Source organism: Sphingomonas ginsenosidimutans (assembly GCF_002374835.1).
Lineage (GTDB): Bacteria > Pseudomonadota > Alphaproteobacteria > Sphingomonadales > Sphingomonadaceae > Sphingomonas > Sphingomonas ginsenosidimutans.
The window spans coordinates 83,556-104,373 of record NZ_NWVD01000001.1 but is presented as its reverse complement, the minus strand read 5'-3'; the positions used below and the strand labels follow the sequence as shown (position 1 = coordinate 104,373).

General features: G+C 69.6%; 17 protein-coding genes. 15 read left to right on the top strand and 2 right to left on the bottom strand.

Going from position 1 to position 20,818, the window contains the following annotated elements; all coding sequences use genetic code 11:
* Nucleotides 1–5: 5 nt before the first annotated feature.
* The 15 genes from cydB (at nucleotide 6) to COA17_RS00370 (ending at nucleotide 18,373) form a co-directional block, all read left to right on the top strand.
* The gene (gene cydB / locus COA17_RS00440; RefSeq protein WP_096609456.1) at nucleotides 6–1,142 is read left to right on the top strand and encodes a cytochrome d ubiquinol oxidase subunit II; all 1,137 of its coding nucleotides are present in this window, start codon (nucleotides 6–8) and stop codon (nucleotides 1,140–1,142) included.
* Between the two features lie 12 nt (nucleotides 1,143–1,154).
* A complete protein-coding gene (gene cydX / locus COA17_RS00435) occupies nucleotides 1,155–1,259 on the top strand; it encodes a cytochrome bd-I oxidase subunit CydX (RefSeq protein ID WP_082740376.1) in 105 nt (34 codons plus the stop codon).
* Between the two features lie 4 nt (nucleotides 1,260–1,263).
* Nucleotides 1,264–2,607, top strand: a complete 1,344-nt coding sequence (hemN, locus tag COA17_RS00430; protein WP_096609454.1) for an oxygen-independent coproporphyrinogen III oxidase — start codon at nucleotides 1,264–1,266, stop codon at nucleotides 2,605–2,607.
* 25 nt (nucleotides 2,608–2,632) lie between these two features.
* Nucleotides 2,633–4,153 (top strand): PAS domain-containing sensor histidine kinase, encoded by a 1,521-nt coding sequence (locus COA17_RS00425; RefSeq protein ID WP_245857314.1) that lies wholly within the window; start codon nucleotides 2,633–2,635, stop codon nucleotides 4,151–4,153.
* Nucleotides 4,146–4,775 (top strand): response regulator transcription factor, encoded by a 630-nt coding sequence (locus tag COA17_RS00420; protein WP_096609450.1) that lies wholly within the window; start codon nucleotides 4,146–4,148, stop codon nucleotides 4,773–4,775. Before COA17_RS00425 ends, COA17_RS00420 begins: the two co-directional genes overlap by 8 nt.
* 56 nt (nucleotides 4,776–4,831) lie before the next feature.
* Nucleotides 4,832–5,227, top strand: coding sequence for a response regulator (locus COA17_RS00415; protein ID WP_096609448.1), 396 nt, complete (start codon nucleotides 4,832–4,834; stop codon nucleotides 5,225–5,227).
* 39 nt (nucleotides 5,228–5,266) lie between these two features.
* The gene (locus tag COA17_RS00410) at nucleotides 5,267–6,223 is read left to right on the top strand and encodes a GAF domain-containing protein (RefSeq protein ID WP_096609446.1); all 957 of its coding nucleotides are present in this window, start codon (nucleotides 5,267–5,269) and stop codon (nucleotides 6,221–6,223) included.
* A gap of 140 nt (nucleotides 6,224–6,363) precedes the next feature.
* A complete protein-coding gene (gene adh, locus COA17_RS00405) occupies nucleotides 6,364–7,890 on the top strand; it encodes an aldehyde dehydrogenase (protein WP_096609444.1) in 1,527 nt (508 codons plus the stop codon).
* Nucleotides 7,891–7,950: 60 nt separating this feature from the next.
* On the top strand, nucleotides 7,951–8,985 hold the full coding sequence (adhP, locus tag COA17_RS00400; protein WP_096609442.1) for an alcohol dehydrogenase AdhP: 1,035 nt from the start codon (nucleotides 7,951–7,953) through the stop codon (nucleotides 8,983–8,985).
* A gap of 211 nt (nucleotides 8,986–9,196) precedes the next feature.
* Nucleotides 9,197–10,309, top strand: coding sequence for a succinylglutamate desuccinylase/aspartoacylase family protein (locus COA17_RS00395; protein WP_096609440.1), 1,113 nt, complete (start codon nucleotides 9,197–9,199; stop codon nucleotides 10,307–10,309).
* Between the two features lie 159 nt (nucleotides 10,310–10,468).
* On the top strand, nucleotides 10,469–11,665 hold the full coding sequence (locus tag COA17_RS00390) for an aspartate aminotransferase family protein (protein WP_217990981.1): 1,197 nt from the start codon (nucleotides 10,469–10,471) through the stop codon (nucleotides 11,663–11,665).
* A complete protein-coding gene (gene astD / locus COA17_RS00385) occupies nucleotides 11,665–13,104 on the top strand; it encodes a succinylglutamate-semialdehyde dehydrogenase (RefSeq protein WP_245857312.1) in 1,440 nt (479 codons plus the stop codon). The genes COA17_RS00390 and astD overlap by 1 nt, the downstream gene beginning before the upstream one ends.
* Nucleotides 13,101–14,108 carry an arginine N-succinyltransferase gene (locus COA17_RS00380; protein ID WP_096609436.1) on the top strand — a complete coding sequence of 336 codons (1,008 nt, stop codon included), beginning with the start codon at nucleotides 13,101–13,103 and terminating at the stop codon, nucleotides 14,106–14,108. The genes astD and COA17_RS00380 overlap by 4 nt, the downstream gene beginning before the upstream one ends.
* A gap of 20 nt (nucleotides 14,109–14,128) precedes the next feature.
* On the top strand, nucleotides 14,129–15,472 hold the full coding sequence (gene hglS / locus COA17_RS00375; RefSeq protein ID WP_096609434.1) for a 2-oxoadipate dioxygenase/decarboxylase HglS: 1,344 nt from the start codon (nucleotides 14,129–14,131) through the stop codon (nucleotides 15,470–15,472).
* Nucleotides 15,473–18,373, top strand: coding sequence for an FAD-binding and (Fe-S)-binding domain-containing protein (locus COA17_RS00370; protein WP_096609432.1), 2,901 nt, complete (start codon nucleotides 15,473–15,475; stop codon nucleotides 18,371–18,373).
* Here COA17_RS00370 and COA17_RS00365 read toward each other — a convergent pair.
* Together COA17_RS00365 and COA17_RS00360 are read right to left on the bottom strand one after the other, a co-directional pair.
* A complete protein-coding gene (locus COA17_RS00365) occupies nucleotides 18,370–18,831 on the bottom strand; it encodes an Lrp/AsnC family transcriptional regulator (RefSeq protein WP_066491228.1) in 462 nt (153 codons plus the stop codon). The two genes, COA17_RS00370 and COA17_RS00365, sit on opposite strands and share 4 nt — an antisense overlap.
* Complete coding sequence (locus tag COA17_RS00360; protein WP_245857311.1) at nucleotides 18,809–20,713, bottom strand: isoaspartyl peptidase/L-asparaginase; 1,905 nt, start codon at nucleotides 20,711–20,713, stop codon at nucleotides 18,809–18,811. The genes COA17_RS00365 and COA17_RS00360 overlap by 23 nt, the downstream gene beginning before the upstream one ends.
* Between the last annotated feature and the right edge of the window lie 105 nt (nucleotides 20,714–20,818).

Here is a 20,818-nt window from a genome sequence, read left to right as displayed (position 1 = left end):
TCACGATGTTCGACTATGAGATGTTGCGCCTGATCTGGTGGGTGCTGCTGGGCGTGCTGCTGATCGGCTTCGCGCTGACCGACGGGTTCGACCTGGGCGTCGCGGCGCTGCTGCCCTTTGTCGCCCGCAAAGATGCGGAGCGGCGGATGGTCATCAACACGATCGGCCCGACGTGGGAGGGGAACCAAGTGTGGTTCATCCTGGGTGGCGGCGCGATCTTCGCCGCATGGCCGCTCGTCTATGCCGCGAGCTTTTCCGGCTTCTACCTCGCGATGTTCGTGGTGCTCGCCGCGCTGATCCTGCGCCCGGTCGGGTTCAAATATCGCAGCAAGCGTCCCGATCCGGCGTGGCGGAGCCGCTGGGACTGGGCGCTATTCGTCGGCGGGCTGGTGCCGGCACTGGTGTTCGGCGTCGCGGTCGGCAACGTGCTGACCGGCGCGCCCTTCCGCTTCGACGGCGACCTGCGGGTTTTCTACGACGGCAACTTCCTTGCGCTGTTCAGCCCGTTCGCGTTGCTGGCGGGCGTGCTGTCGGTGGCGATGCTGGTGCTGCACGGCGCGGCGTGGCTGTCGATCAAGGTCGAGCACGGCCCGGTGCACGACCGCGCGACCGCCTATGGCTTTGCCGCGGGAACGCTGGCGCTGCTGCTGTTCGCGGTCGGCGGACTGATGGTGGCGGCGATGCCGGGGTTCGAGATCGTCGGGACGGTCGATCCTGCCGGCGCCTCCAACCCGCTCCACACCACCGCGCGCATCGTCACGGGCGGGTGGCTGGCGAATTTCGCACGGCACCCGTGGATGGCGATCGCGCCGGCGCTGGGCTTTGCGGGAACGGCGCTGGCGATGATCGGCATCTACCGGCAGCGGGCGGCGCTGGCGTTCGGCGGGTCGAGCGCGGGGGCGGCGGGGATCATCGCCACGGTGGGCTGCGCGATGTTCCCGTTCATCCTGCCGTCCAGCATCGACGCGCATTCCAGCCTGACGGTCTGGAACGCCTCGTCCAGCGCGCGGACGCTGGGGATCATGCTGGTCGTCACCATCGTCTTCCTGCCGATCGTGCTGGCCTACACCGCCTGGGCATATCGCGTGATGTTCGGGCGGGTCACCACCGCCGCCGTCACCGCCGGCCCCGACTTCTACTGAGGGGAAGCAGTCATGTGGTATTTCACCTGGGTCCTGGGCCTCGGCCTGGCGGTCGGTTTTGGCATCCTCAACGGCATCTGGCACGAGTTCCATCTGCCCGCCGACGAACAGGAATAAGCCGGTGGCGACCTATCACCCCGATCTCGCCAGGCAGGCGATCCCGCGCTACACCAGCTATCCCACCGCGGTCGATTTCACCCCCGCGGTGGGGCCGGAGCGACAGGCCCTGGCGCTGCTGGGCGTCGCGCCCGACACGCCCGTATCGCTCTACATCCACGTGCCCTATTGCCGGGAGATATGCTGGTATTGCGGCTGCAACACCGGCGCGACCGGCCGGCCGGCACGGCTCGACGCCTATGTCGACGCGCTGCTGGCGGAGATCGGGCTGGTCGCCGGGCTGCTGGATGGCCGCGTCCGCTCCATCCACTTCGGCGGCGGCAGCCCGAACGCGCTGTCGCCGGCGCAGTTGCTGCGCCTTGCGGAGGCGATCCGCGACCAGTTCGGCGTCGACACCGCGGCGGAATGGGCGATGGAGATCGACCCGCGCGGCTTCGACACTGCTTATGCCGATACGCTGGCGGCGATCGGCATCCGCCGGGTGAGCATCGGCGTGCAGACATTCGCGCCCGCGATCCAGCGCGCGATCAACCGGGTGCAGCCGTACGAAGCGATCGCGCTAGTCGCCGAGCGGTTGCACGGCGTCGGCATCTGGCACCTCAACTTCGACCTGATGTACGGACTGCCGGGCCAGCGCGCCGAGGATATCGCGGAAACGATCGCCGCGGCGCTGACGCTCCATCCGGCGCGCGTGGCGATGTTCGGCTATGCGCATCTGCCCGCGATGATCCCGCGCCAGCGGATGATCGACGCGGCCGACCTGCCAGATCCGCAGCAACGCTTCGCGCACAGCGCGCTGACGCACGACCTGCTGGTCGGCGCGGGCTATGCGCCGATCGGCTTCGATCATTTCGCGCGCGCCGACGATCCGCTCGCTATCGCCGCGGTCACCGGGCGCCTGCGCCGCAACTTTCAGGGGTTCACCGATGACGAAGCCGAGGCGGTGATCGGCATCGGCGCCTCCGCGATCAGCCAGTTCGACGGGCTGATCGTCCAGAACGAAAAGCATGTCGGCCGATATCGCGCGGCGATCGCCGGTGGCCATCTGGCCACCACGCGCGGTGTGGTGCGCAATGCCGAGGATCGCCTGCGCGGCGCGATCATCGAGCGGCTGCTGTGCGATGGCCAGGTCGATCTGGCCGCGCTGTGCGGCGCCCACCGGCTGGCGCTGACGTCGCTGCTCGATGCGCTGGTCGCGCTGGCGCCGCTGGAGCAGCGCGGGATCGCGCGCTGGTGCGGCGGCCGACTGTATCTCGACGACGGCGATCGCGCCTATCGGCGGGTGGTGGCCGCGGCGTTCGATGCGCGGCGTCGGCGCGCCGCCGCGCCGGCAAGCCTCGCGGTCTGACACGGAACGTGTCACGTAGGTGCCGATGAGCAGCATGGACAGCCGCGAAACGGAGAGGACGGCCGAACAACTCGCGCGCTTCGTCGAGGGGTTGGCGGACCGCGCCGTCCTGCTGCTGACGCCGGACGGCACGGTCGCCAGCGGCACGAAGGGGGCGCGACGGTTGCTGGGTTGGTCCCCCGACGCTCTGGCCGGTCACCCCGCCGCGGTGCTGTATCCCGGCGAGAATGCCGCGCGGCAGTGCGGTGCGGCGCTCCACGCCGCCACGACGCAATCGCCGCTCCGCCGCGAACAATGGCTGGTGCGGCGCAACGGCAGCGAATTCCTAGCCGATGTCACGATCGTGGCGCTGCGCGGCGATGACGCAACGCTGACCGGGTTCGGCATGGAGATCGCCGACGTCACCTCCGGGCGGGCACGCGAACAGGCGCTGCGGCAGAGCGAGCTGCACGTCCGGTCGATCCTGGCCACCGTGCCGGATGCGATGGTGGTGATCGACGATGCCGGATCGATCCTGTCGTTCAGCGCCGCCGCCGAACGGCTGTTCGGCTATGCCGAGATGGAGGTGGTGGGACGGAACGTCAGCGTGCTGATGCCCTCCCCCTATCGCGAACAGCATGACGGCTATATCGCCCGCTACGAAACCACGGGCGAGCGGCGGATCATCGGGATCGGCCGCGTCGTCACCGGGCTGAAGCGCGACGGGACGCAATTCCCGATGGAATTGTCGGTCGGGGAGGCGCGTGACGAGGGGCACCGCATCTTCACCGGCTTCATCCGCGACCTGACGACGCAGCAGTTGGCGGAGCTGCGGATGAAGGAGCTTCAGGCGGAGCTGATCCACGTCTCGCGCGTCAGCGCGATGGGCACGATGGCCTCGACGCTGGCGCACGAACTGAACCAGCCGCTGACCGCGATCGCCAACTACCTCGAGGCGGGCCGCGACCTGATCGACAGCGACGCGCCCGATGCGCAGCCGTTCCTGCGCGAGGCGATGGATGAGGCATCGCGCGAGGCACTGCGCGCCGGGCAGATCGTGCGGCGGCTGCGCCAGTTCGTCGCGCGCGGCGACACCGACAAGGCGGTGCACGATTTGCCGGAGATGATCGAGGAGGCGACCCGGCTGGGGCTGCTCGGCGCGACCGAACGCGGCATCCGGCTGTTCACCGATCTCGATCCTGCCGCCGCGCATGTGCTGGCCGATCGCGTCCAGATCCAGCAGGTGCTGGTCAACCTGCTGCGCAACGCCGCCGAGGCGGTCGGCGACACGGCGCATCGCGACATCCGCATCACCACCCGCCGCAACGGCGGGATGATCGACGTGGCGGTCGCGGATACCGGGCCGGGCATCGACCCCGCGGTGGCCCCGCGCCTGTTCGAGGCATTCGCCAGCGGAAAGGAACAGGGCATGGGACTGGGCCTGTCGATCTCCCGCACGATCGTCGAGGCGCATGGCGGCCGCATCTGGGCCGAGCCGGCGGTCGGTGGTGGCGCGATATTCCATTTCACGGTGTGGAGCGCCGAACCGGGGGACGGCCATGACTGACCGACGCATGGTGCATGTCGTCGATGACGAGGATGCGGTGCGCCGCTCGATCGCGTTCATGCTGAAGACGTCGGGCTTCGCGGTCACGCCCTGGGACAGCGGCGTGGCGTTCCTGCGCGCGGCGCGGCACGAGCGGCCCGGCTGCGTGCTGCTCGACATCCGTATGCCGGAAATGGACGGCCTCCAGGTCCAGCAGGAACTCGCCGTGCACGGCATCGGCTTTCCGGTGATCGTCCTGACCGGCCACGGCGATGTCGCGACGGCGGTGGCGGCGATGCGTGCGGGCGCGGTCGATTTCCTGGAGAAGCCGTTCGAGAAGACCGCGCTGCTCGCCGCGCTCGATCGCGGCTTCGCCCATCTGGAACGGCGCGACACGGCCGCCGCCAGCGCGCGCGACGCGGCGGTGCGGATCGCCGCGCTGACACCGCGGGAGCAGGATATCCTGCGCGGGCTGGTGCGCGGGCATCCCAACAAGACGATCGCCTTCGACCTCGGCATCAGCCCGCGGACGGTCGAGGTGCATCGCGCCAATGTCATGACGAAACTGGGGGTGCACAGCCTGTCGGACGCGCTGCGCCTCGCCTTCGCGGCGGGGCTGGCCGACACTGTGGACAACACGTAGCGACCCGGCGCGCGGCGTTCGTCATCATCACGCTCCCATGATGGACTGGAGCTGCCATGACGACCGATCCGCCCCCCGAACACAGGCGAGCCGCGCTGGTGGTGGAGGACGACGACGGCGTGCGCCGATCGCTTCAGCTGCTGCTGCACTGGCGGGGATATGAGGTGCGCTCGTTCGCGTCGGCGGGGGCGTTGCTGGCGGGCGCCGATCTGGACGACGCCGCGGTGCTGATCGCCGATTTCCGCCTGCCCGACGCGACCGGATGCGACGTGCGCCGCGCATTGGGCGATCGCGGCTGGACGGGGCGCTCGGTGCTCATCACCGGCTATCCCAGCGCGGCGCTCGATGCACTGGCCCGGGACAGCGGCTTCGATGCGGTACTCAGCAAGCCGTTGCGGCAGCAGGCGCTGTTTTCGGCGCTGCGTGAGGATGAGGCCTCGGCACGTCGCTGACATCGGAGTATAACCGTCGGCGACAGGAGGCAGGATGCGATGAGAGGAGCCGTCGTCCGACACGGGGATGCCGTCCATGAGGCGGTCCGGTCAGCCAGCCGTGCCGCGACGTCGGCGATCGCCGCATCATGGTGCCGGTCGGCGCTGAACCATGGGCTCGATCCCGATGGCGCGCCGCTGCGCGACCGGATCGACGATGCGGCACTGGCCGCCGTCCGCGCCGAGAACGACCTGATGCTCGCAGTCGCCGCGCCGGTGCTGGACGAGATGTTCCGGGCGGTGGGGCGGACGGGCTGCGCGGTGATCCTGAGCGACCGGCGCGGCGTCATCCTGGAACGGCGCGCCGGCGCAGGCGACGCTGACGCCTTTTCCGCAGCGGGGTTGGTCGAGGGCGCCTTGTGGGGCGAGGAGGATCAGGGCACCAACGGCATCGGCACCTGCCTGTTCGAAGGCAAGCCGGTGGTCATTCACCGCGACCAGCATTTCGCCAGCCGCAACGTCAACATCAGCTGCATGGACGCGCCCGTCCACGATCCGCACGGCCGGTTGGCCGCGGCGATCGACGTGTCGAGCTGTCGCGACGATCACGGCACCGCGATGGCGGAGATGGTCGCCGCGCTGGTCCGCGATGCCGCGCGCCGGATCGAACGCGACCTGTTCTGCCGCCATTTCGCCGACCGCCGCATCATCTTCCTGCCCGAACAGGCGGTCAGCGGCAGCGCGTTGCTGGCGGTCGATCGCGACGATCTGGTCGTCGGGGCGAGCCGCGCCGCGCGGCTGCGACTGGGGCTGAACGACGCGGCGCTGGCCACGCCGCGGTCGCTGTCGCAGGTGCTGGGCGAGGAGGCGCCGCCCTCGTTCGAGAACGCCGATCGCGCGGTGCTGCGCCAAGCGCTGGCGCAGGCGGACGGCAACGCCAGCCGGGCGGCGCGGCTGCTGGGGATCGGGCGCGCGACGCTGTACCGCCGCATGGCACGCGCCGGCCTGACCGGCTGACGATCGCCGCCGCCAGCTGTCTCGACGGCGAGACACAGCGGCGGTCCCACCTCGGCCCCTCCCCTTCCGCGCTTGCCGACCGGGGGCGATAACGGGGGACAGACGCCGTCACGGCGCCCCACCTCGTAAAGGAGAGGACCATGAGCACCCTTACCCTCGATCGCACGGCCACGACGCTGCGCGCACCGTTCGCGCCGCGCTACGACAATTTCATCGGCGGCACCTGGGTCGCGCCCAAGGCGGGCCGCTATTTCCAGAACATCTCGCCGCTGACCGGCCAGCCCGTGGGCGAGATCGCGCGGTCGCAGGCCGAGGATGTCGAGGCCGCGCTGGACGCCGCGCATAGCGCGAAGGACGCCTGGGGCCGCACCTCGGTCGCCGAACGGGCGCTTATCCTCAATCGCATCGCCGACCGGATGGAACAGCATCTGGAACAGCTGGCGATCGCCGAGACATGGGACAACGGCAAGCCGATCCGCGAGACGATGGCCGCCGACATCCCGCTGGCGATCGACCATTTCCGCTATTTCGCCGGCGTCGTCCGCGCACAGGAAGGATCGATCGGGGAGATCGACCACGACACCGTCGCCTATCATTTCCACGAGCCGCTGGGCGTCGTCGGGCAGATCATCCCGTGGAACTTCCCGCTGCTGATGGCGGCGTGGAAGCTCGCCCCCGCACTCGCCGCCGGCAATTGCATCGTGCTGAAACCCGCCGAACAGACCCCCGCCTCGATCATGGTGTGGATCGACCTGGTCGGCGACATCCTGCCGCCGGGCGTGCTCAACATCGTCAACGGCTTCGGGCTGGAGGCGGGCAAGCCGCTGGCCACCTCGCGCCGGATCGCCAAGATCGCGTTCACCGGGGAGACCTCGACCGGTCGCCTGATCATGCAATATGCCAGCGAAAACCTGATCCCGGTGACGCTGGAACTGGGTGGCAAGTCGCCGAACATCTTCTTCGAGGATGTCACGCGCGAAGATGACGATTTCCTCGACAAGGCGCTGGAAGGGTTCACGATGTTCGCGCTGAACCAGGGCGAGGTGTGCACCTGCCCCAGCCGCGCGCTGGTGCACGAATCGATCTACGATCGCTTCATGGAGCGCGCGCTGAAGCGGGTCGCCGCGATCGTCCAGGGCAATCCGCTGGATGCCGCGACGATGATCGGCGCGCAGGCGTCGGCCGAACAGCGCGACAAGATCCTCTCCTATGTCGATATCGGCCGGCAGGAGGGCGCGGAACTGCTGATCGGCGGCGGCACGGCCGATCCCGGCGGGGCGTTGTCGGGCGGCTATTACGTGCAGCCGACCGTGTTCCGCGGCCATAACAGGATGCGCATCTTCCAGGAGGAGATCTTCGGCCCGGTGCTTTCGGTGACGACGTTCAGCGATGCGGAGGAGGCGCTGACGATCGCCAACGACACCGCCTACGGCCTGGGTGCCGGGGTATGGAGCCGCGACGCCAACACCTGCTACCGCTTCGGCCGGGCGATCCAGGCCGGACGGGTGTGGACCAATTGCTACCACGCCTATCCCGCGCACGCGGCGTTCGGCGGCTACAAGCAATCCGGCATCGGGCGTGAGAACCACAAGATGATGCTGGATCATTATCAGCAGACCAAGAACATGCTGGTCAGCTACAGCCCGAAGAAGCTCGGCTTCTTCTGACGACATGACGCCCCGCCCGGCCGGGCGGGGCGGTTTCCCCCCGAAGGAAGGAAGAACTTTATGGCGAAGACCATGAAGGCCGCGGTCGTGCGCGCGTTCGGCCAGCCGCTCAGCATCGACGAAGTCCCCGTGCCGCAGGTCGGCCCCGGCCAGATCCAGGTCGCGATCCAGGCATCGGGCGTATGCCACACCGATCTGCACGCCGCGCAGGGCGACTGGCCGGTCAAGCCCGAGCCGCCGTTCATCCCCGGCCACGAAGGCGTCGGCTTCGTCAGCCAGGTCGGCGCCGGGGTGAAGAACGTGAAGGAGGGCGACCGCGTCGGCGTGCCGTGGCTGTACAGCGCCTGCGGCCATTGCGTGCACTGCCTGGGCGGGTGGGAAACGTTGTGCGAGGCGCAGCTCAACACCGGCTATTCGGTCAACGGCGGGTTCGCCGATTACGTCCTCGCCGATCCCGATTATGTCGGTCACCTGCCCGCCGCGATCGGCTTTACGGAGATCGCACCGGTCCTGTGTGCCGGCGTCACCGTCTACAAGGGGCTGAAGATGACCGACACCCGGCCGGGTGACACCGTCGTCATCTCGGGCATCGGCGGGCTGGGGCATATGGCCGTGCAATATGCGGTCGCGATGGGCCTGAACGTCGCGGCGGTCGACGTCGACGATGCCAAGCTGGCGCTCGCCCGCCGGCTGGGCGCGACCGTCACCGTCAACGCGCGGACCGACCCCGATCCGGCCGCCACGATCAAGCGCGAGACCGGCGGCGGTGCGCAGGGCGCGCTGGTCACCGCCGTCAGCGAAAGGGCGTTCGCGCAGGCGATCGGGATGATGGCGCGCGGCGGGACGGTGGCGCTCAACGGTCTGCCGCCCGGCGACTTCCCGCTCAACATCTTCGGCCTCGTCCTCAACGGCATCACCGTGCGCGGATCGATCGTCGGCACGCGCCTCGATCTGCAGGAATCGATCGACTTCGCCGCGCACGGCAAAGTGCGCGCCACGGTGGAGGTCGCGCGGCTGGCGGACATCAACACCGTCTTCGATCGGATGCACAGGGGCCAGATCGAAGGGCGTGTCGTCATGGATCTGACCGCCTGACGACGAACGCGGGCGGCGGCAGGGCGATATGCCGCCGCCCGATCACGGGCGACTGATGACGCCTGTGCATCTGAACATGACATAATGTCACTTCCCGTGACGGGCGGAATTCGGGAAACTGCCCCGCGCATCCGCGCCACGATGCCGTCACTGGGGGGTGAACGATATGAATTTCGCTGCAAAATGCCGCTCGGCCACATGCCGGATCGGAATGGCTGCCTTGCTGCTCGGGATTGCACAGCCCTTCCTTGGCGCCTCCGCGCAGGGCCAGACGACGGACCGGATCGACGGTTCGCCGGTGATCGAGCGGCTCGATTCGGCATCCCTGCCGGTCGGCAAGACGCGGCTGTGGCTCCGCGTCGACGACAATGACGTCGGCCAGGGCTATTATGTCCCGGTCATCGTCGTGAAAGGGCCGCGCCCCGGACCGCGCCTGTTGCTGACCGCGGGCATCCATGGCGACGAGTTGAACGGCATCGGCGTGATCCAGCGCCTGGTCGAAGGGCTCGACCCGGCGACGCTGTCCGGCACGCTGATCGCGGTGCCCGGCCTCAACGCCCCCGGGCTGCGCAATTCGACCCGCGCCTTCACCGGCGGGCATACCGGCGCGGGCGACAATCTGAACCGACTGATCCCGCAGGACACGACCGACCATGGCGACGAAGGCGGCGGCGGGAAACGCTTTGCCGCACGGCTGTGGTCGCGACTGATGGTCCACAATGCCGATCTCGGGATCGACCTGCATACGCAATCGCGTGGCGGCACCTATCCCGCCTATGTGTTCGTCAACACGCCCGCCGCCAAGCGGCTGGCCGATATGCTGCGCCCCGACAGCATCTATATCCAGGCCGGTCTGGACGGCGCGGTGGAGGATATGCTCAACGCCAACGGCATCCCCGCTGTCACCTATGAGCTGGGCGCGCCGGAGGTGTTCGACGAAGCGATGATCGCCCGCGCGCTGCGCGGGGTTCGCAATGTCATGATCGATCGCAAGATGCTGCCGGGGACGCCCGATCTGAGCGATCCCGAACCGTTTCTGGGCAATCTTGTCACCAATGTCGACAGTCCGCGCGGCGGCTGGGCGCATGTGCGCGTGACGCTGAACCAGTTCGTGAAGAAGGGCGACGTGCTTGCGGTTGTGACCGACCCGTTCGGCCGCCCCGTCGCGACGCTGACCGCCTCGCTCGATGCGCGCGTGGCGGGTATGGGCACCGATCCGCGCACCCAGCCGGGCGACATGGTGGTCCGCCTGATCTCCTGGGACCCCAGCCTGCCATGCCTGCGCACGGGCTGCCCGCCCCTGCCGCGCAAGAAGGACAATTAACGACGTGTAGGCGCATTCCGCCTACATTCCATTTCCGCATCAGCAGATGAGGCCAATACGTTTGGCCCGTCGCCGATCCTGTCCGATAAAGCGGGTGGCCCGTGGCATGCGCGGGCCGCCACGGCCCGATATCGCCCCCTCCCCAGAATAGGAACCGTCATGACCGATCCCCTGATGAACCTGTACAATCGGGCGCCGATCGCGGTCGCGTCGGGTGAGGGCGTGTGGCTGACCGACACCGCCGGCCGGCGCTATCTGGATTGCGTCGCCGGTATCGCCACCGACGCGCTGGGCCATGCGCATCCCGCGCTGGTGGCGGCGCTGACCGAACAGGCCGGCAAGCTGTGGCACGTGTCGAACATCTTCCGCATTCCGGGGCAGGAGGCGCTGGCGCAGCGGCTGGTCGATGCCTCGTTCGCCGATTGCGTGTTCTTCGCCAATACCGGCACCGAAGCGGTCGAGTGCGCGATCAAGACCGCTCGCCGCTACCATCACGTCAACGGCCAGCCGGAACGGATCGACATCGTCGGCTTCGCCGGGTCGTTCCACGGGCGCACCTATGCTGCGATCAACGCCTCGGGCAACGCCGGTTATATGGAGGGCTGCGGTCCGCGCCTGCCGGGGTTCGTCCAGCTGTCGGTCGACGACGACGCCGCGATCGAGGAGGCGATCGCGCGCCCGACCACTGCGGCGGTGATCGTCGAGCCGGTACAGGGCGAAGGCGGCGCGCGGGCGCTGTCGGGCGACTGGTTGCTGCGACTGCGCGCGCTGACGCGCAAGCATGGCGTGCTGCTAATCCATGACGAGGTGCAAAGCGGCATGGGGCGCACCGGCAGACTGTTCGCCCACCAGTGGTTCGACGGTGCGGCGCCTGACATCATGGCGCTGGCCAAGGCGCTGGGATCGGGCTTCCCGGTCGGCGCGTGCCTTGCCACCACGGAGGCGGCGAAGGGCATGACCCCGGGGGTCCACGGCACCACCTTCGGCGGCAATCCGCTGGCGATGGCGGTCGGCATCGCCGCGTTCGACACGATCGCGGACGAGGCGACGCTGGCCAATGCCCGCGCCGCCAGCGCCGATTTTTTCGACCGGCTTGAGGAGCTGCGCGGGCGCTTCCCCGACGTCATCGCCGAGGTGCGCGGCAAGGGGCTGCTGATCGGGTTGAAGATGATCCCCAACAATCGTGCGTTCATGGGCGTCGCGCGCGATCACGGCCTGCTGGTCGCGGGCGGCGGCGAGAATTGCGTGCGGTTGCTGCCCTCGCTGCTCATCACCCCCGCCGAAGTGGCCGAGGCGGTGACCCGGCTGGAGTCCGCCTGCGTCACGGCACGCGGTGCGATGGCGCAGGCCGCGTGATGACGATGCTGACATCCACCTGCCCGGCGACCGGCGAAACCGTCTGGTCCGCGCCGGCCGCCACCGCAGCGGACGTGACGGCGGCGGTGGCGCGCGCCCGCGCGGCGTTCCGCGACTGGCGCGCCACCGCGCTGGACGATCGGATCGCGGTAGTGCGCGCCTATGCCGGTGTCCTCAAGCAGCGCAGCGATGACTTGGCACGGGTGATCGCCCGCGAAACCGGCAAGCCGCTGTGGGAATCGGCGCAGGAAGTCGCGACGATGATCGGCAAGGTCGAACTGTCGATCGCGGCGCAGGCGGAGCGCGCCGGCCATCGCGAGACGCCGATGCCGTTCGGCGCGTCCATCCTGCGTCACCGCCCGCACGGCGTGATGGCGGTGCTGGGGCCGTACAATTTTCCCGGCCATCTGCCCAACGGGCATATCGTCCCGGCGTTGCTGGCGGGCAACACGATTGTGTTCAAGCCATCCGAACTGACCCCCGCGGTCGGCGCGGCGATGCGCGATGCCTGGCACGCGGCGGGCCTGCCGGACGATGTGCTGCAGGTGGTACAGGGCGGGCGCGACACCGGCGCGGCGCTGGTCGATGGGCGGATCGACGGCCTGCTGTTCACCGGATCGGCGGCAACCGGCGCGCACTTCCGCCGCCGGTTCGCCGAGCGGCCCGACGTCATCCTGGCGCTGGAACTGGGCGGCAACAATCCGCTGGTGGTGTGGGACGGCGACGTTCGGGAAGCCACCGCGCTGGTGGTGCAATCGGCCTATGTTACCACCGGGCAACGCTGTTCGTGCGCCCGGCGGCTGATCCTGCCGGCCGGCACATTCGGCGATGCGGTGGCAGATGCGGTCGCGGCGCTGATCCCGCGGCTGACGATCGGTCGCTGGGACGACGCGCCGGCCCCCTATATGGGGCCGCTGATCTCCGACCAGGCGGCGGCGGCGGCCCGCGGGCAGGTCGACCGGCTGGTCGCGCTGGGGGGGCGGACGATCGTGCCCCTGGGCACGGTCGCGGGGCAAAGGCCCGCCTTCGTCACCCCCGCGCTGATCGACATGACGGGCCTCGACGCGCCGGATGACGAGATTTTCGCCCCCGTACTGCAGGTGCATCGCGCGGCATCGTTCGACGACGCGATCGCGCTGGCCAACGCCACCCGCTTCGGCCTGTCCGCGGGACTGGTGACCGCCGACGACGCGCTGTGGCGGCATTTCCTGACCGAGGCGCGCGCCGGCATCGTCAACCGCAACCGCCCGACGACGGGTGCCGCGGGGGCGCAGCCGTTCGGCGGGATCGGCGATTCCGGCAACCACCGCCCCAGCGCCTTCTACGCCGCCGATTATTGCGCCTATCCGATGGCCAGTTTCGAGGCGGACGGCGCCACCGGCCAGTGGGACGCGCTGCAACCGTTGCTGGGCGAGGCCGAGGGTCTGGCCCGCCCATGACGATGGTAGTGCGCGCGGCAGGCCTCGACGACCTGCCCGCCCTGGATGCGATGGCCCGGAGCACGGGCGGCGGGTTCGTGAACCTGCCGCCCGATCGCGACAAATTGCGTGACCGGCTGACCGCGGCGATCGCCGCTTTCGGCCACGAACAGGGCCAGCCGGATGACGACCGGTTCCTGTTCGTGCTGGAAGACGGCACCGCTGCCTGCGGCACTTGCCAGATTTTCGCACGGGTCGGCGGCAACACCCCCTTCTACAGCTATCGCATCGACCGGCGCAGCGCATGGTGCGCCGGGCTGGCCCGCGCGATCGAGACCGACGAGCTGACGGTCTGCACCGACCATCATGGATGCAGCGAGGTCGGCGGCCTGTTCCTGCGCGCGGACGCCCGCGCCGCCGGGGCCGGCGCACTGCTGGCGCGCAGCCGCTACCTCTTCATGGCGATGCACCGCGCCCGCTTCGCGGCTACGACCATCGCCGAACTGCGCGGTGTGGTGGACGCCGACGGCGGCGCACCCTTCTGGGACGGGATCGCAGGGCGTTTCTTCGGCATCGGCTTCGCCGAGGCGGATGCGTTCAACGCCGCCAACGGCACCCATGTCCTGGCAGACATGATGCCGCGGACCCCGGTACTGCTGGCGATGCTCGATGCGCGGGCACGCGACGTGGTCGGCGTGCCGCATCCGTCGGGGCGTCCGGCGATGCGATTGCTGGAAAAGGAAGGCTTTCGCCACGATCGCCACATCGACCTGTTCGACGGCGGCCCGACCATGACCGCCGCCACCGACCGGATCGAGACGCTCCGCCGGGCGCGCACCGCCTCGGTCTGCGCGATCGCGGCGACCGGCGGAGCGCCCGTAGTCGTGGCGAGCGGCCGGTTGGCGGCGTTCCGATGCTGTTTCGGCACGGTGGCGCCGCATGGCGACGGCATCGCGATCGACCCGGCCGCCGCCGCCGCGCTGGGCGTCGCGACCGGCGACATCCTCACCTATTCGCCTCGATAATCCTTCTGGGAGCTGCCCGCATGTCCGTCCCGGTTTGTGCCGACACGATCCGTACCCGTTTCTCCCACGCCATGTCGGCGATGTATCGCGACGAGGTGCCGCTGTACGGTGATCTGCTGTCGATCGTTGCCGACGTGAACCGGCGGGTGCTGGCGGATCGCCCCGCGCTGGCGGCCGAACTGCGCGCGCGCGGCGAACTCGACCGGCTCGATGTCGAGCGGCACGGCGCCATCCGGCTGGGCACCGCCGCGGAACTGGCGATGATGCGCCGCGCCTTCGCCGTCATGGGGATGTGGCCGGTCGGCTATTATGATCTGTCGGTCGCCGGCGTGCCGGTCCATTCGACCGCGTTCCGCCCGGTCAACGAAGCCGCGCTGGCCGCCAATCCGTTCCGCATCTTCACCTCGCTGCTGCGGATCGAACTGATCGAGGATGCAGGCTTGCGTGCCGAGGCGGAAGCGATCCTGGCGAACCGCCGGATCTTCACCGACGAGGCGGTGTGCCTGATCGAACGCGCGGAGGCACAGGGCGGGCTGGACGAGGACGACGCCGACCGGTTCGTCGCTGAGCTGCTCGAAACCTTCCGCTGGCACGGCGATGCGCGCGTCGGTGCCGATGCCTACGCCCGGCTGAGCGCCGCGCACCGGCTGATCGCCGATATCGTCTCGTTTCGGGGGCCGCATATCAACCACCTGACCCCGCGAACGCTCGATATCGACGCCGCGCAGGCCGAGATGCAGGCGCGCGGAATCGACGCGAAGGCGGTGGTCGAGGGGCCGCCGCCGCGCGCGGTTCCGATCCTGCTACGCCAGACCAGCTTCAAGGCGATCGAAGAGGATGTGGTCTTCCCCGGCGACCAGCCGGGCCAGCACACCGCCCGCTTCGGCGAGATCGAACAGCGCGGCGCCGCACTGACCCCCGCCGGTCGCGCGCTATACGACCGGCTGCTGGAACAGGCGCGCACCGGCACAGACGGCAGCTATGCCGAGCGCCTGGCGACCGCCTTCGCCGACTTCCCTGATACGGAGGATGCGTTGCGCGACCGCGGGCTGGCCTATTTCCGCTATGAGCCGGTCGGTGGCGTCGGCACCGTCCCCGCCGGCGATCCGGCCGACTGGATCGCGGCGGGCCAGGTCCGCGCCACGCCGATCGTCTATGAGGATTTCCTGCCGGTCAGCGCGGCCGGCATCTTCCAGTCGAACCTCGGCGACGACGAACAGCGCAGCTATGCCGCCTCCGCCGCCCAGGCGGCGTTCGAGGCGGCGCTGGGCGCATCGGTGCGCGATCCGTTCGCGCTCTATGCCGAGCTGGAGGCGCAATCCATCGCACGGATCCGCGACCTGCCGGGCCGGGCGGCGGCGTAGATGGCGGAGGCCACCGGAGCGGCGGTCGCGCGGCTGTTCGCCGAACTGGGCGCGGCCGGTTTCGGCGGCGATCGGGAAAGCGGGGTCGGCGCACGGCACGTCGCGTCGACCGACAATTCCATCTACCAACTGCTGCCCGCCGCGATCGTCTATCCGCGCAGCGGCGACGACGTGACCACGCTGGTGCAGGCGCTGCGGCGATCGGGCGCGCCACTGTCGCTGACCGCGCGGGGCGGCGACACGGGCACCAACGGCCAGTCGCTGAACACCGGGGTGATCGTCGATTTCGGCCGCCACATGCGCGGCATCGGCGCATTCGATCCGGTCGCGAACACCGTCGTGGTCGAACCCGGCGTGGTGCTGGACCAGCTGAATGCCTTCCTGGCCCCGCACGGCCGCTTCTTCCCGCCGATGGTGTCGACCGCCAGCCGCGCGACGATCGGCGGAATGGTCGCGACCGATGCGTCGGGCAAGGGATCGCGCCGCTGGGGCAAGACGTCCGACTATATTGCCGCGATCGACCTGACGCTGGCGGACGGGACGTCATGGCGCGCCGAGCCGATGACCCGCGCCGCGGCGGAGGAGATCGCGCGCGGCACCGGGATCGTCGCCGACATTCACCGGGAAGTGCTGCGCATCGTCACCACCCGCGCCGATGAGATCGCGGCGATCTTCCCGCGGATGAACCGCGGGCTGACCGGCTACAACCTGCAACGAACGTGGGACGCGGGCTCCGACCGGTTCTTCCTCGGCTATCTGCTGGCCGGGTCGGAAGGGACGCTGGCGCTGACCCGCTCGATCACGCTGAACGTCGCAGCGCGGCCGCGGCGGCGCGCGCTGGCGGTCATCCGCTACGACACATTTGATGGCGCGATGCGCGACGTCCAGCGCCTGATCGCCGCCGGGCCGGATGCGATCGAGATCATCGACGACAAGATCCTGGGCGTGGCGCGGTCCGACATCATCTGGACCGGGGTCGAAGCGCTGCTGGGCGGCACGGGCGACCGGCCGGTCGCGGCGATGAACTTCGTCGAATTCACCGGCGACGACGATGCGGCCATCGCGGCGGGGCTGGACCGGCTGGCCGTGATCGGGCCGGCGGGCGACTGCCGGATCGTGCGCGACGCCGCACAGATCCGGCAATTATGGTCGCTGCGCGAAAAGTCGGTCGGGCTGCTCGCACGGCTCGGCGGCGCGCGACAGGGCATCCCCTTTGTAGAGGATACCGCCGTCCCGCCCGAACGGCTCGCCGATTACGTCGCGGAGTTCCGCGCGCTGCTCGACCGTCACAACCTGCAATATGGCATGTTCGGCCATGCCGACGTGGGGTGCCTGCACGTCCGCCCGTTCCTCGACCTGCGCGATCCCGCCCAGGCGGCGCTGATCCGCCCGATCTCCGATGCGGTCGCGCAACTGACCAAGTCCTATGGCGGGTTGCTGTGGGGCGAGCATGGTCGCGGGTTCCGCGGGGAATATTCGCCGCTGTTCTTCGGCGATCTCTACCCCGAACTGGTGCAACTGAAGACCGTCTTCGATCCCGACAACCGGCTCAATCCCGGCAAGCTGGCCGCGCCGGCGGGACATGCGGTCGACCGCATCGACGGCGTGCCGCTCCGCGCCGATGCCGACCGGGACATTGCCGACGCCAACGCCCAGGCATTCGACCGCGCGGTCGCGTGTAACGGCAACGGCGCCTGCCACGCCTGGGATGCGCTCGACGTGATGTGCCCGTCGTACAAGGCGACACGCGATCGCGCGCAGTCGCCCAAGGGCCGCGCCGCCCTGCTGCGCAGCTGGGCGCGCCTCGATTCCATCGCGGATCCGACGCCGGCGGAACGTGCCGAGCGTGACGCGATCGCCGCCGACACGCGCCGATCGCTGTCGACCTGCCTGTCGTGCAAGGCGTGCACCACGCTTTGCCCGGTCAAGGTCGACATCCCGACGATGAAGTCGCGTTTCGCCGCGCGTACCACCAGACGCCGGCCGCTGCGCCACCACGTCCTCGCGCGGATGGAACCGATGCTGGCCGTTGCGCGGCGGATGCCCGCGGTCGCCAACCTGATGCTGGGCACCCGCGCCGCGCGCGCGGCATTGGCACGGCTCGGCTATGTCGACCTGCCACGCTTCGCCGTCGCGGACACCCGCACGCTGCCGCCGGTCGCCACCACCGCGGCGGTCGCGGCGCTGCCGCCGGAACGACGGGCGACCACCGTCGTGCTGGTCGAGGACAGTTTTACCGCCAGCTTCGACGGTAGCGTCCTGCCGGCCGCCGCGCGCGTCCTTTCCGCCTGCGGCTTTACCGTCATGCGGCTGCCGGCGCGCAGCAACGGCAAGGCGCTGCACCTGATCGGGATGCGCGATCGCTTCGCCCGCATCGCCCGCGCCCGTGTCGCGGAGGCGCGGGAGCTGGCCGCCACCGGGGTGCGGCTGGTTGGCCTGGACGCCGCGACGGCGCTGATGTTCTCGCAGGAATTCACCGAACTGACCGGCGAAAGCGTCGACGTCGCAGGACTGGAATCGGTGCTGGCGCACGGCAACCCCGTGCGCCAGGTTGACAGCGGCGTCGAGCCCTGTCGCCTGCTCGGCCCCTATCGCCTGCTCGGCCATTGCACCGAACAGGCGCTACGCCCGCTGGCGCTGGCGGGCTGGGCGACCGCGCTGGCTCGCTTCGGCATCGCGGCGCAACCGGTCAGGACCGGCTGCTGCGGGATGGCCGGCCTGTTCGGCCACGAAACCGCGCAGCAACGCCTGTCCAAAGAGATCTTCGCGCTGAGCTGGGCGGAGGCGACACGCGACGACTGGGTGCTGGCGACGGGCTTTTCGTGCCGATGCCAGACCGCACGGATGACCGGCCGACGACCGTTGCACCCGGTCGAACTGATCGACCGGATCCTGGCCTAGCGCCGCAACCGGGTGGCGAGGATCACCGCGGAGGTGGTGCGGTCGATCCCCGGCATCATGCCGATCGCGTCAATCACATCGTTCAGCCGCTCCAGGCTGGACGCCTCGACGATCGCGATCATGTCATACTCGCCCGCGATGGCGTGCAGCCCGGTCAGCTCCGGGATCGCCGCCAGCGCCTCCTGCGTTTCGACCATCAGCTTGGGATGCGACGTCATCATGACGTGCGCGCGCACGGTGCGCCGTTCATAGGCCTCGCCGAGGCGCACGGTGTACCCGTCGATCGTCCCGTCCTGCTCCATGCGTGAGATGCTGGCATAGACGTGCGCGCGCGACACATTCAGCACATGCGCCAGTTCCGACACCGGAACGCGCGAATCCTGCCGCAACAGTGCCAGCAATCGAGCGTCCAGTTCGCGCTTCGAGCTGCTGGGATTACTCGGGGCGTCGGCCGACATCCGTTTCTCCCGCATAGATGGCGGTACGTGGGGATTGGTCATCCGATACGCTACCACGATACATGCCGTCGCTGTTCATCGCAAAGGCGATGTGGCCGTCACCGTCCATCGCGATCAGCCCGCCGTCGCCTCCGATCTCGCCCACCTCGCCGATCGTGGCGCTTGCGGCGGTGGCGACGTCCTGCGCCCTCCACTGTATCCGGTCGCAGACCTGGCGCGCGGCGACCTGGCGGATGAAGAATTCGCCGGTGCCGGTGGCCGACACCGCGCAGGTCTTGTCCATCGCATAGGTGCCCGCGCCGATGATCGGCGTATCGCCGATCCGTCCCCAGCGCTTGCCGGTCAGCCCGCCGGTCGAGGTCGCGGCCGCCAGATGCCCGCGCTGGTCGCGTGCCACCGCGCCGACCGTGCCGTAACGGTGCGTCGGATCGAGCGCGGCGTGCTCCTCATCGCGCTTCCATGACAGATATTCCTGCCACCGCTTGTCGGTACGGAAATAGGCAGGGTCGACCTGCTCCACCCCCTGTTCGCGCGCGAACTGATCGGCGCCCGCCCCGCTCAGCAGAACGTGGCGGCTGTGTTCCATCACCGCGCGGGCCAGCATGACCGGGTTCTTCGTCGTGCCGACCCCCGCGACCGCGCCCGCGCGCAACGTCGCGCCGTCCATGATCGCGGCGTCCAGCTGGTTCTTTCCCTCCGCGTCGAACACCGCACCGCGCCCGGCGTTGAAATGCGGATCGTCCTCCAGCACGCGCACCGCCGCCTCGACTGCGTCCAGGCTGGTGCCACCCTTCGCCAGCACCGCCGATCCGGCGGCGAGCGCGGCGTTCAGCCCCGCGCGATAGGCGCGCTCCCGTTCGGGCGTCAGCGCCCCCCGGGGGATCACCCCCGCCCCGCCATGGATCGCCAGCGACCAATGCCCGCCCGGCGGCAGCGGCGCGTCGATTAGCTTGCCCGCCACCACCTTCGCCGTGCCGACGAACGCGGGCCGCGGCACCGCCAGCGTATCGAGGTCGATCGTGCCGCCCGGGGCGATGCCGGTGATGCGGATGTTCGCCCAGTCGAGCGGCTTGCCCGGCACCAGCGCGGGCACGCCCTGCGGCTGGACCAGCCAGGCATGGGTGTTCGCCGGCCCGCGATAGACCGCCTGCCCATCGGCATCGACGCACAACGCGCCCTTTTCATCGACCCCCAGCCCGATCGCCTGCGGATCGCCCGATGCCCGCGCCTTCGCGACAAACGCGATCAACCGGCCCAGCCGGTCGCGCTGGTTGAAATGCGTATCGGTGACGACATGGGCCAGGTGCGGCATGTGCAGGAAATCGCGCACCAGTGTCACCGCATCGCCCATCGGGTCGGACAGCGCCCTGAACGAATCGATGCTGCCGCCGTCCATCGCGCCATAAGCGGTGCCGCCCAGCACCGCGAGGCCGGCGCTGGTGCCGGCGATCGGCTTGCCCGCCGCGACATGCGCGTCCAGCGCGCGCGCAACCGGCGTCCCCTGCCAGAAGCGGACGTACTTCGCCTGGTCGCCACCGGCCAGGAAGATGCCGTCGGCCTTCGCGATGGCGGCCAGCACGCGCGGATCGGTGGAGGCGGCGCGATCGGTGAACAGGATCGTCGATACCGACGCGACCCCCGCCATCTCGGCGAACATCTCGCGCCCGCCCTCCCCATCGCCCGACGCGCGCAGGATCAGGATATGGCCATATCCGGCCTTCTTCGCGAACCATTGGAACGCCTGGCTGTCCCAGTCGCCGCCGCCCAGCAGCATCAGCGCCTGCGACGGAGCGGCGCGGCGCGGTTTCGCCGGATCGCCGGTCACGAAGAAGCGCGCGCCCGCGACCGCCGCCGGCTGCTGCGTGCCCCGCGGCTCCGCCATCGCCGGAACAGCCGATGCGGTTCCCGCACATATCAATGCGATGCCTAACACGCCGTGCCGCAAGGCCACACTCCCATCAAAACAACAGATCGCACGCTCAATGTG

Bases quoted from the DNA above. Each gene is read 5' to 3' on its own strand.
- cydB (WP_096609456.1), top strand. From the start codon at position 6: ATGTTCGACTATGAGATGTTGCGCCTGATCTGGTGGGTGCTGCTGGGC.
- cydX (WP_082740376.1), top strand. From the start codon at position 1,155: ATGTGGTATTTCACCTGGGTCCTGGGCCTCGGCCTGGCGGTCGGTTTT.
- COA17_RS00425 (WP_245857314.1), top strand. From the start codon at position 2,633: ATGAGCAGCATGGACAGCCGCGAAACGGAGAGGACGGCCGAACAACTC.
- COA17_RS00420 (WP_096609450.1), top strand. From the start codon at position 4,146: ATGACTGACCGACGCATGGTGCATGTCGTCGATGACGAGGATGCGGTG.
- COA17_RS00415 (WP_096609448.1), top strand. From the start codon at position 4,832: ATGACGACCGATCCGCCCCCCGAACACAGGCGAGCCGCGCTGGTGGTG.
- COA17_RS00410 (WP_096609446.1), top strand. From the start codon at position 5,267: ATGAGAGGAGCCGTCGTCCGACACGGGGATGCCGTCCATGAGGCGGTC.
- adh (WP_096609444.1), top strand. From the start codon at position 6,364: ATGAGCACCCTTACCCTCGATCGCACGGCCACGACGCTGCGCGCACCG.
- adhP (WP_096609442.1), top strand. From the start codon at position 7,951: ATGGCGAAGACCATGAAGGCCGCGGTCGTGCGCGCGTTCGGCCAGCCG.
- COA17_RS00395 (WP_096609440.1), top strand. From the start codon at position 9,197: ATGGCTGCCTTGCTGCTCGGGATTGCACAGCCCTTCCTTGGCGCCTCC.
- COA17_RS00390 (WP_217990981.1), top strand. From the start codon at position 10,469: ATGACCGATCCCCTGATGAACCTGTACAATCGGGCGCCGATCGCGGTC.
- astD (WP_245857312.1), top strand. From the start codon at position 11,665: ATGACGATGCTGACATCCACCTGCCCGGCGACCGGCGAAACCGTCTGG.
- COA17_RS00380 (WP_096609436.1), top strand. From the start codon at position 13,101: ATGACGATGGTAGTGCGCGCGGCAGGCCTCGACGACCTGCCCGCCCTG.
- hglS (WP_096609434.1), top strand. From the start codon at position 14,129: ATGTCCGTCCCGGTTTGTGCCGACACGATCCGTACCCGTTTCTCCCAC.
- COA17_RS00370 (WP_096609432.1), top strand. From the start codon at position 15,473: ATGGCGGAGGCCACCGGAGCGGCGGTCGCGCGGCTGTTCGCCGAACTG.
- COA17_RS00365 (WP_066491228.1), bottom strand. From the start codon at position 18,831: ATGTCGGCCGACGCCCCGAGTAATCCCAGCAGCTCGAAGCGCGAACTG.
- COA17_RS00360 (WP_245857311.1), bottom strand. From the start codon at position 20,713: ATGGCGGAGCCGCGGGGCACGCAGCAGCCGGCGGCGGTCGCGGGCGCG.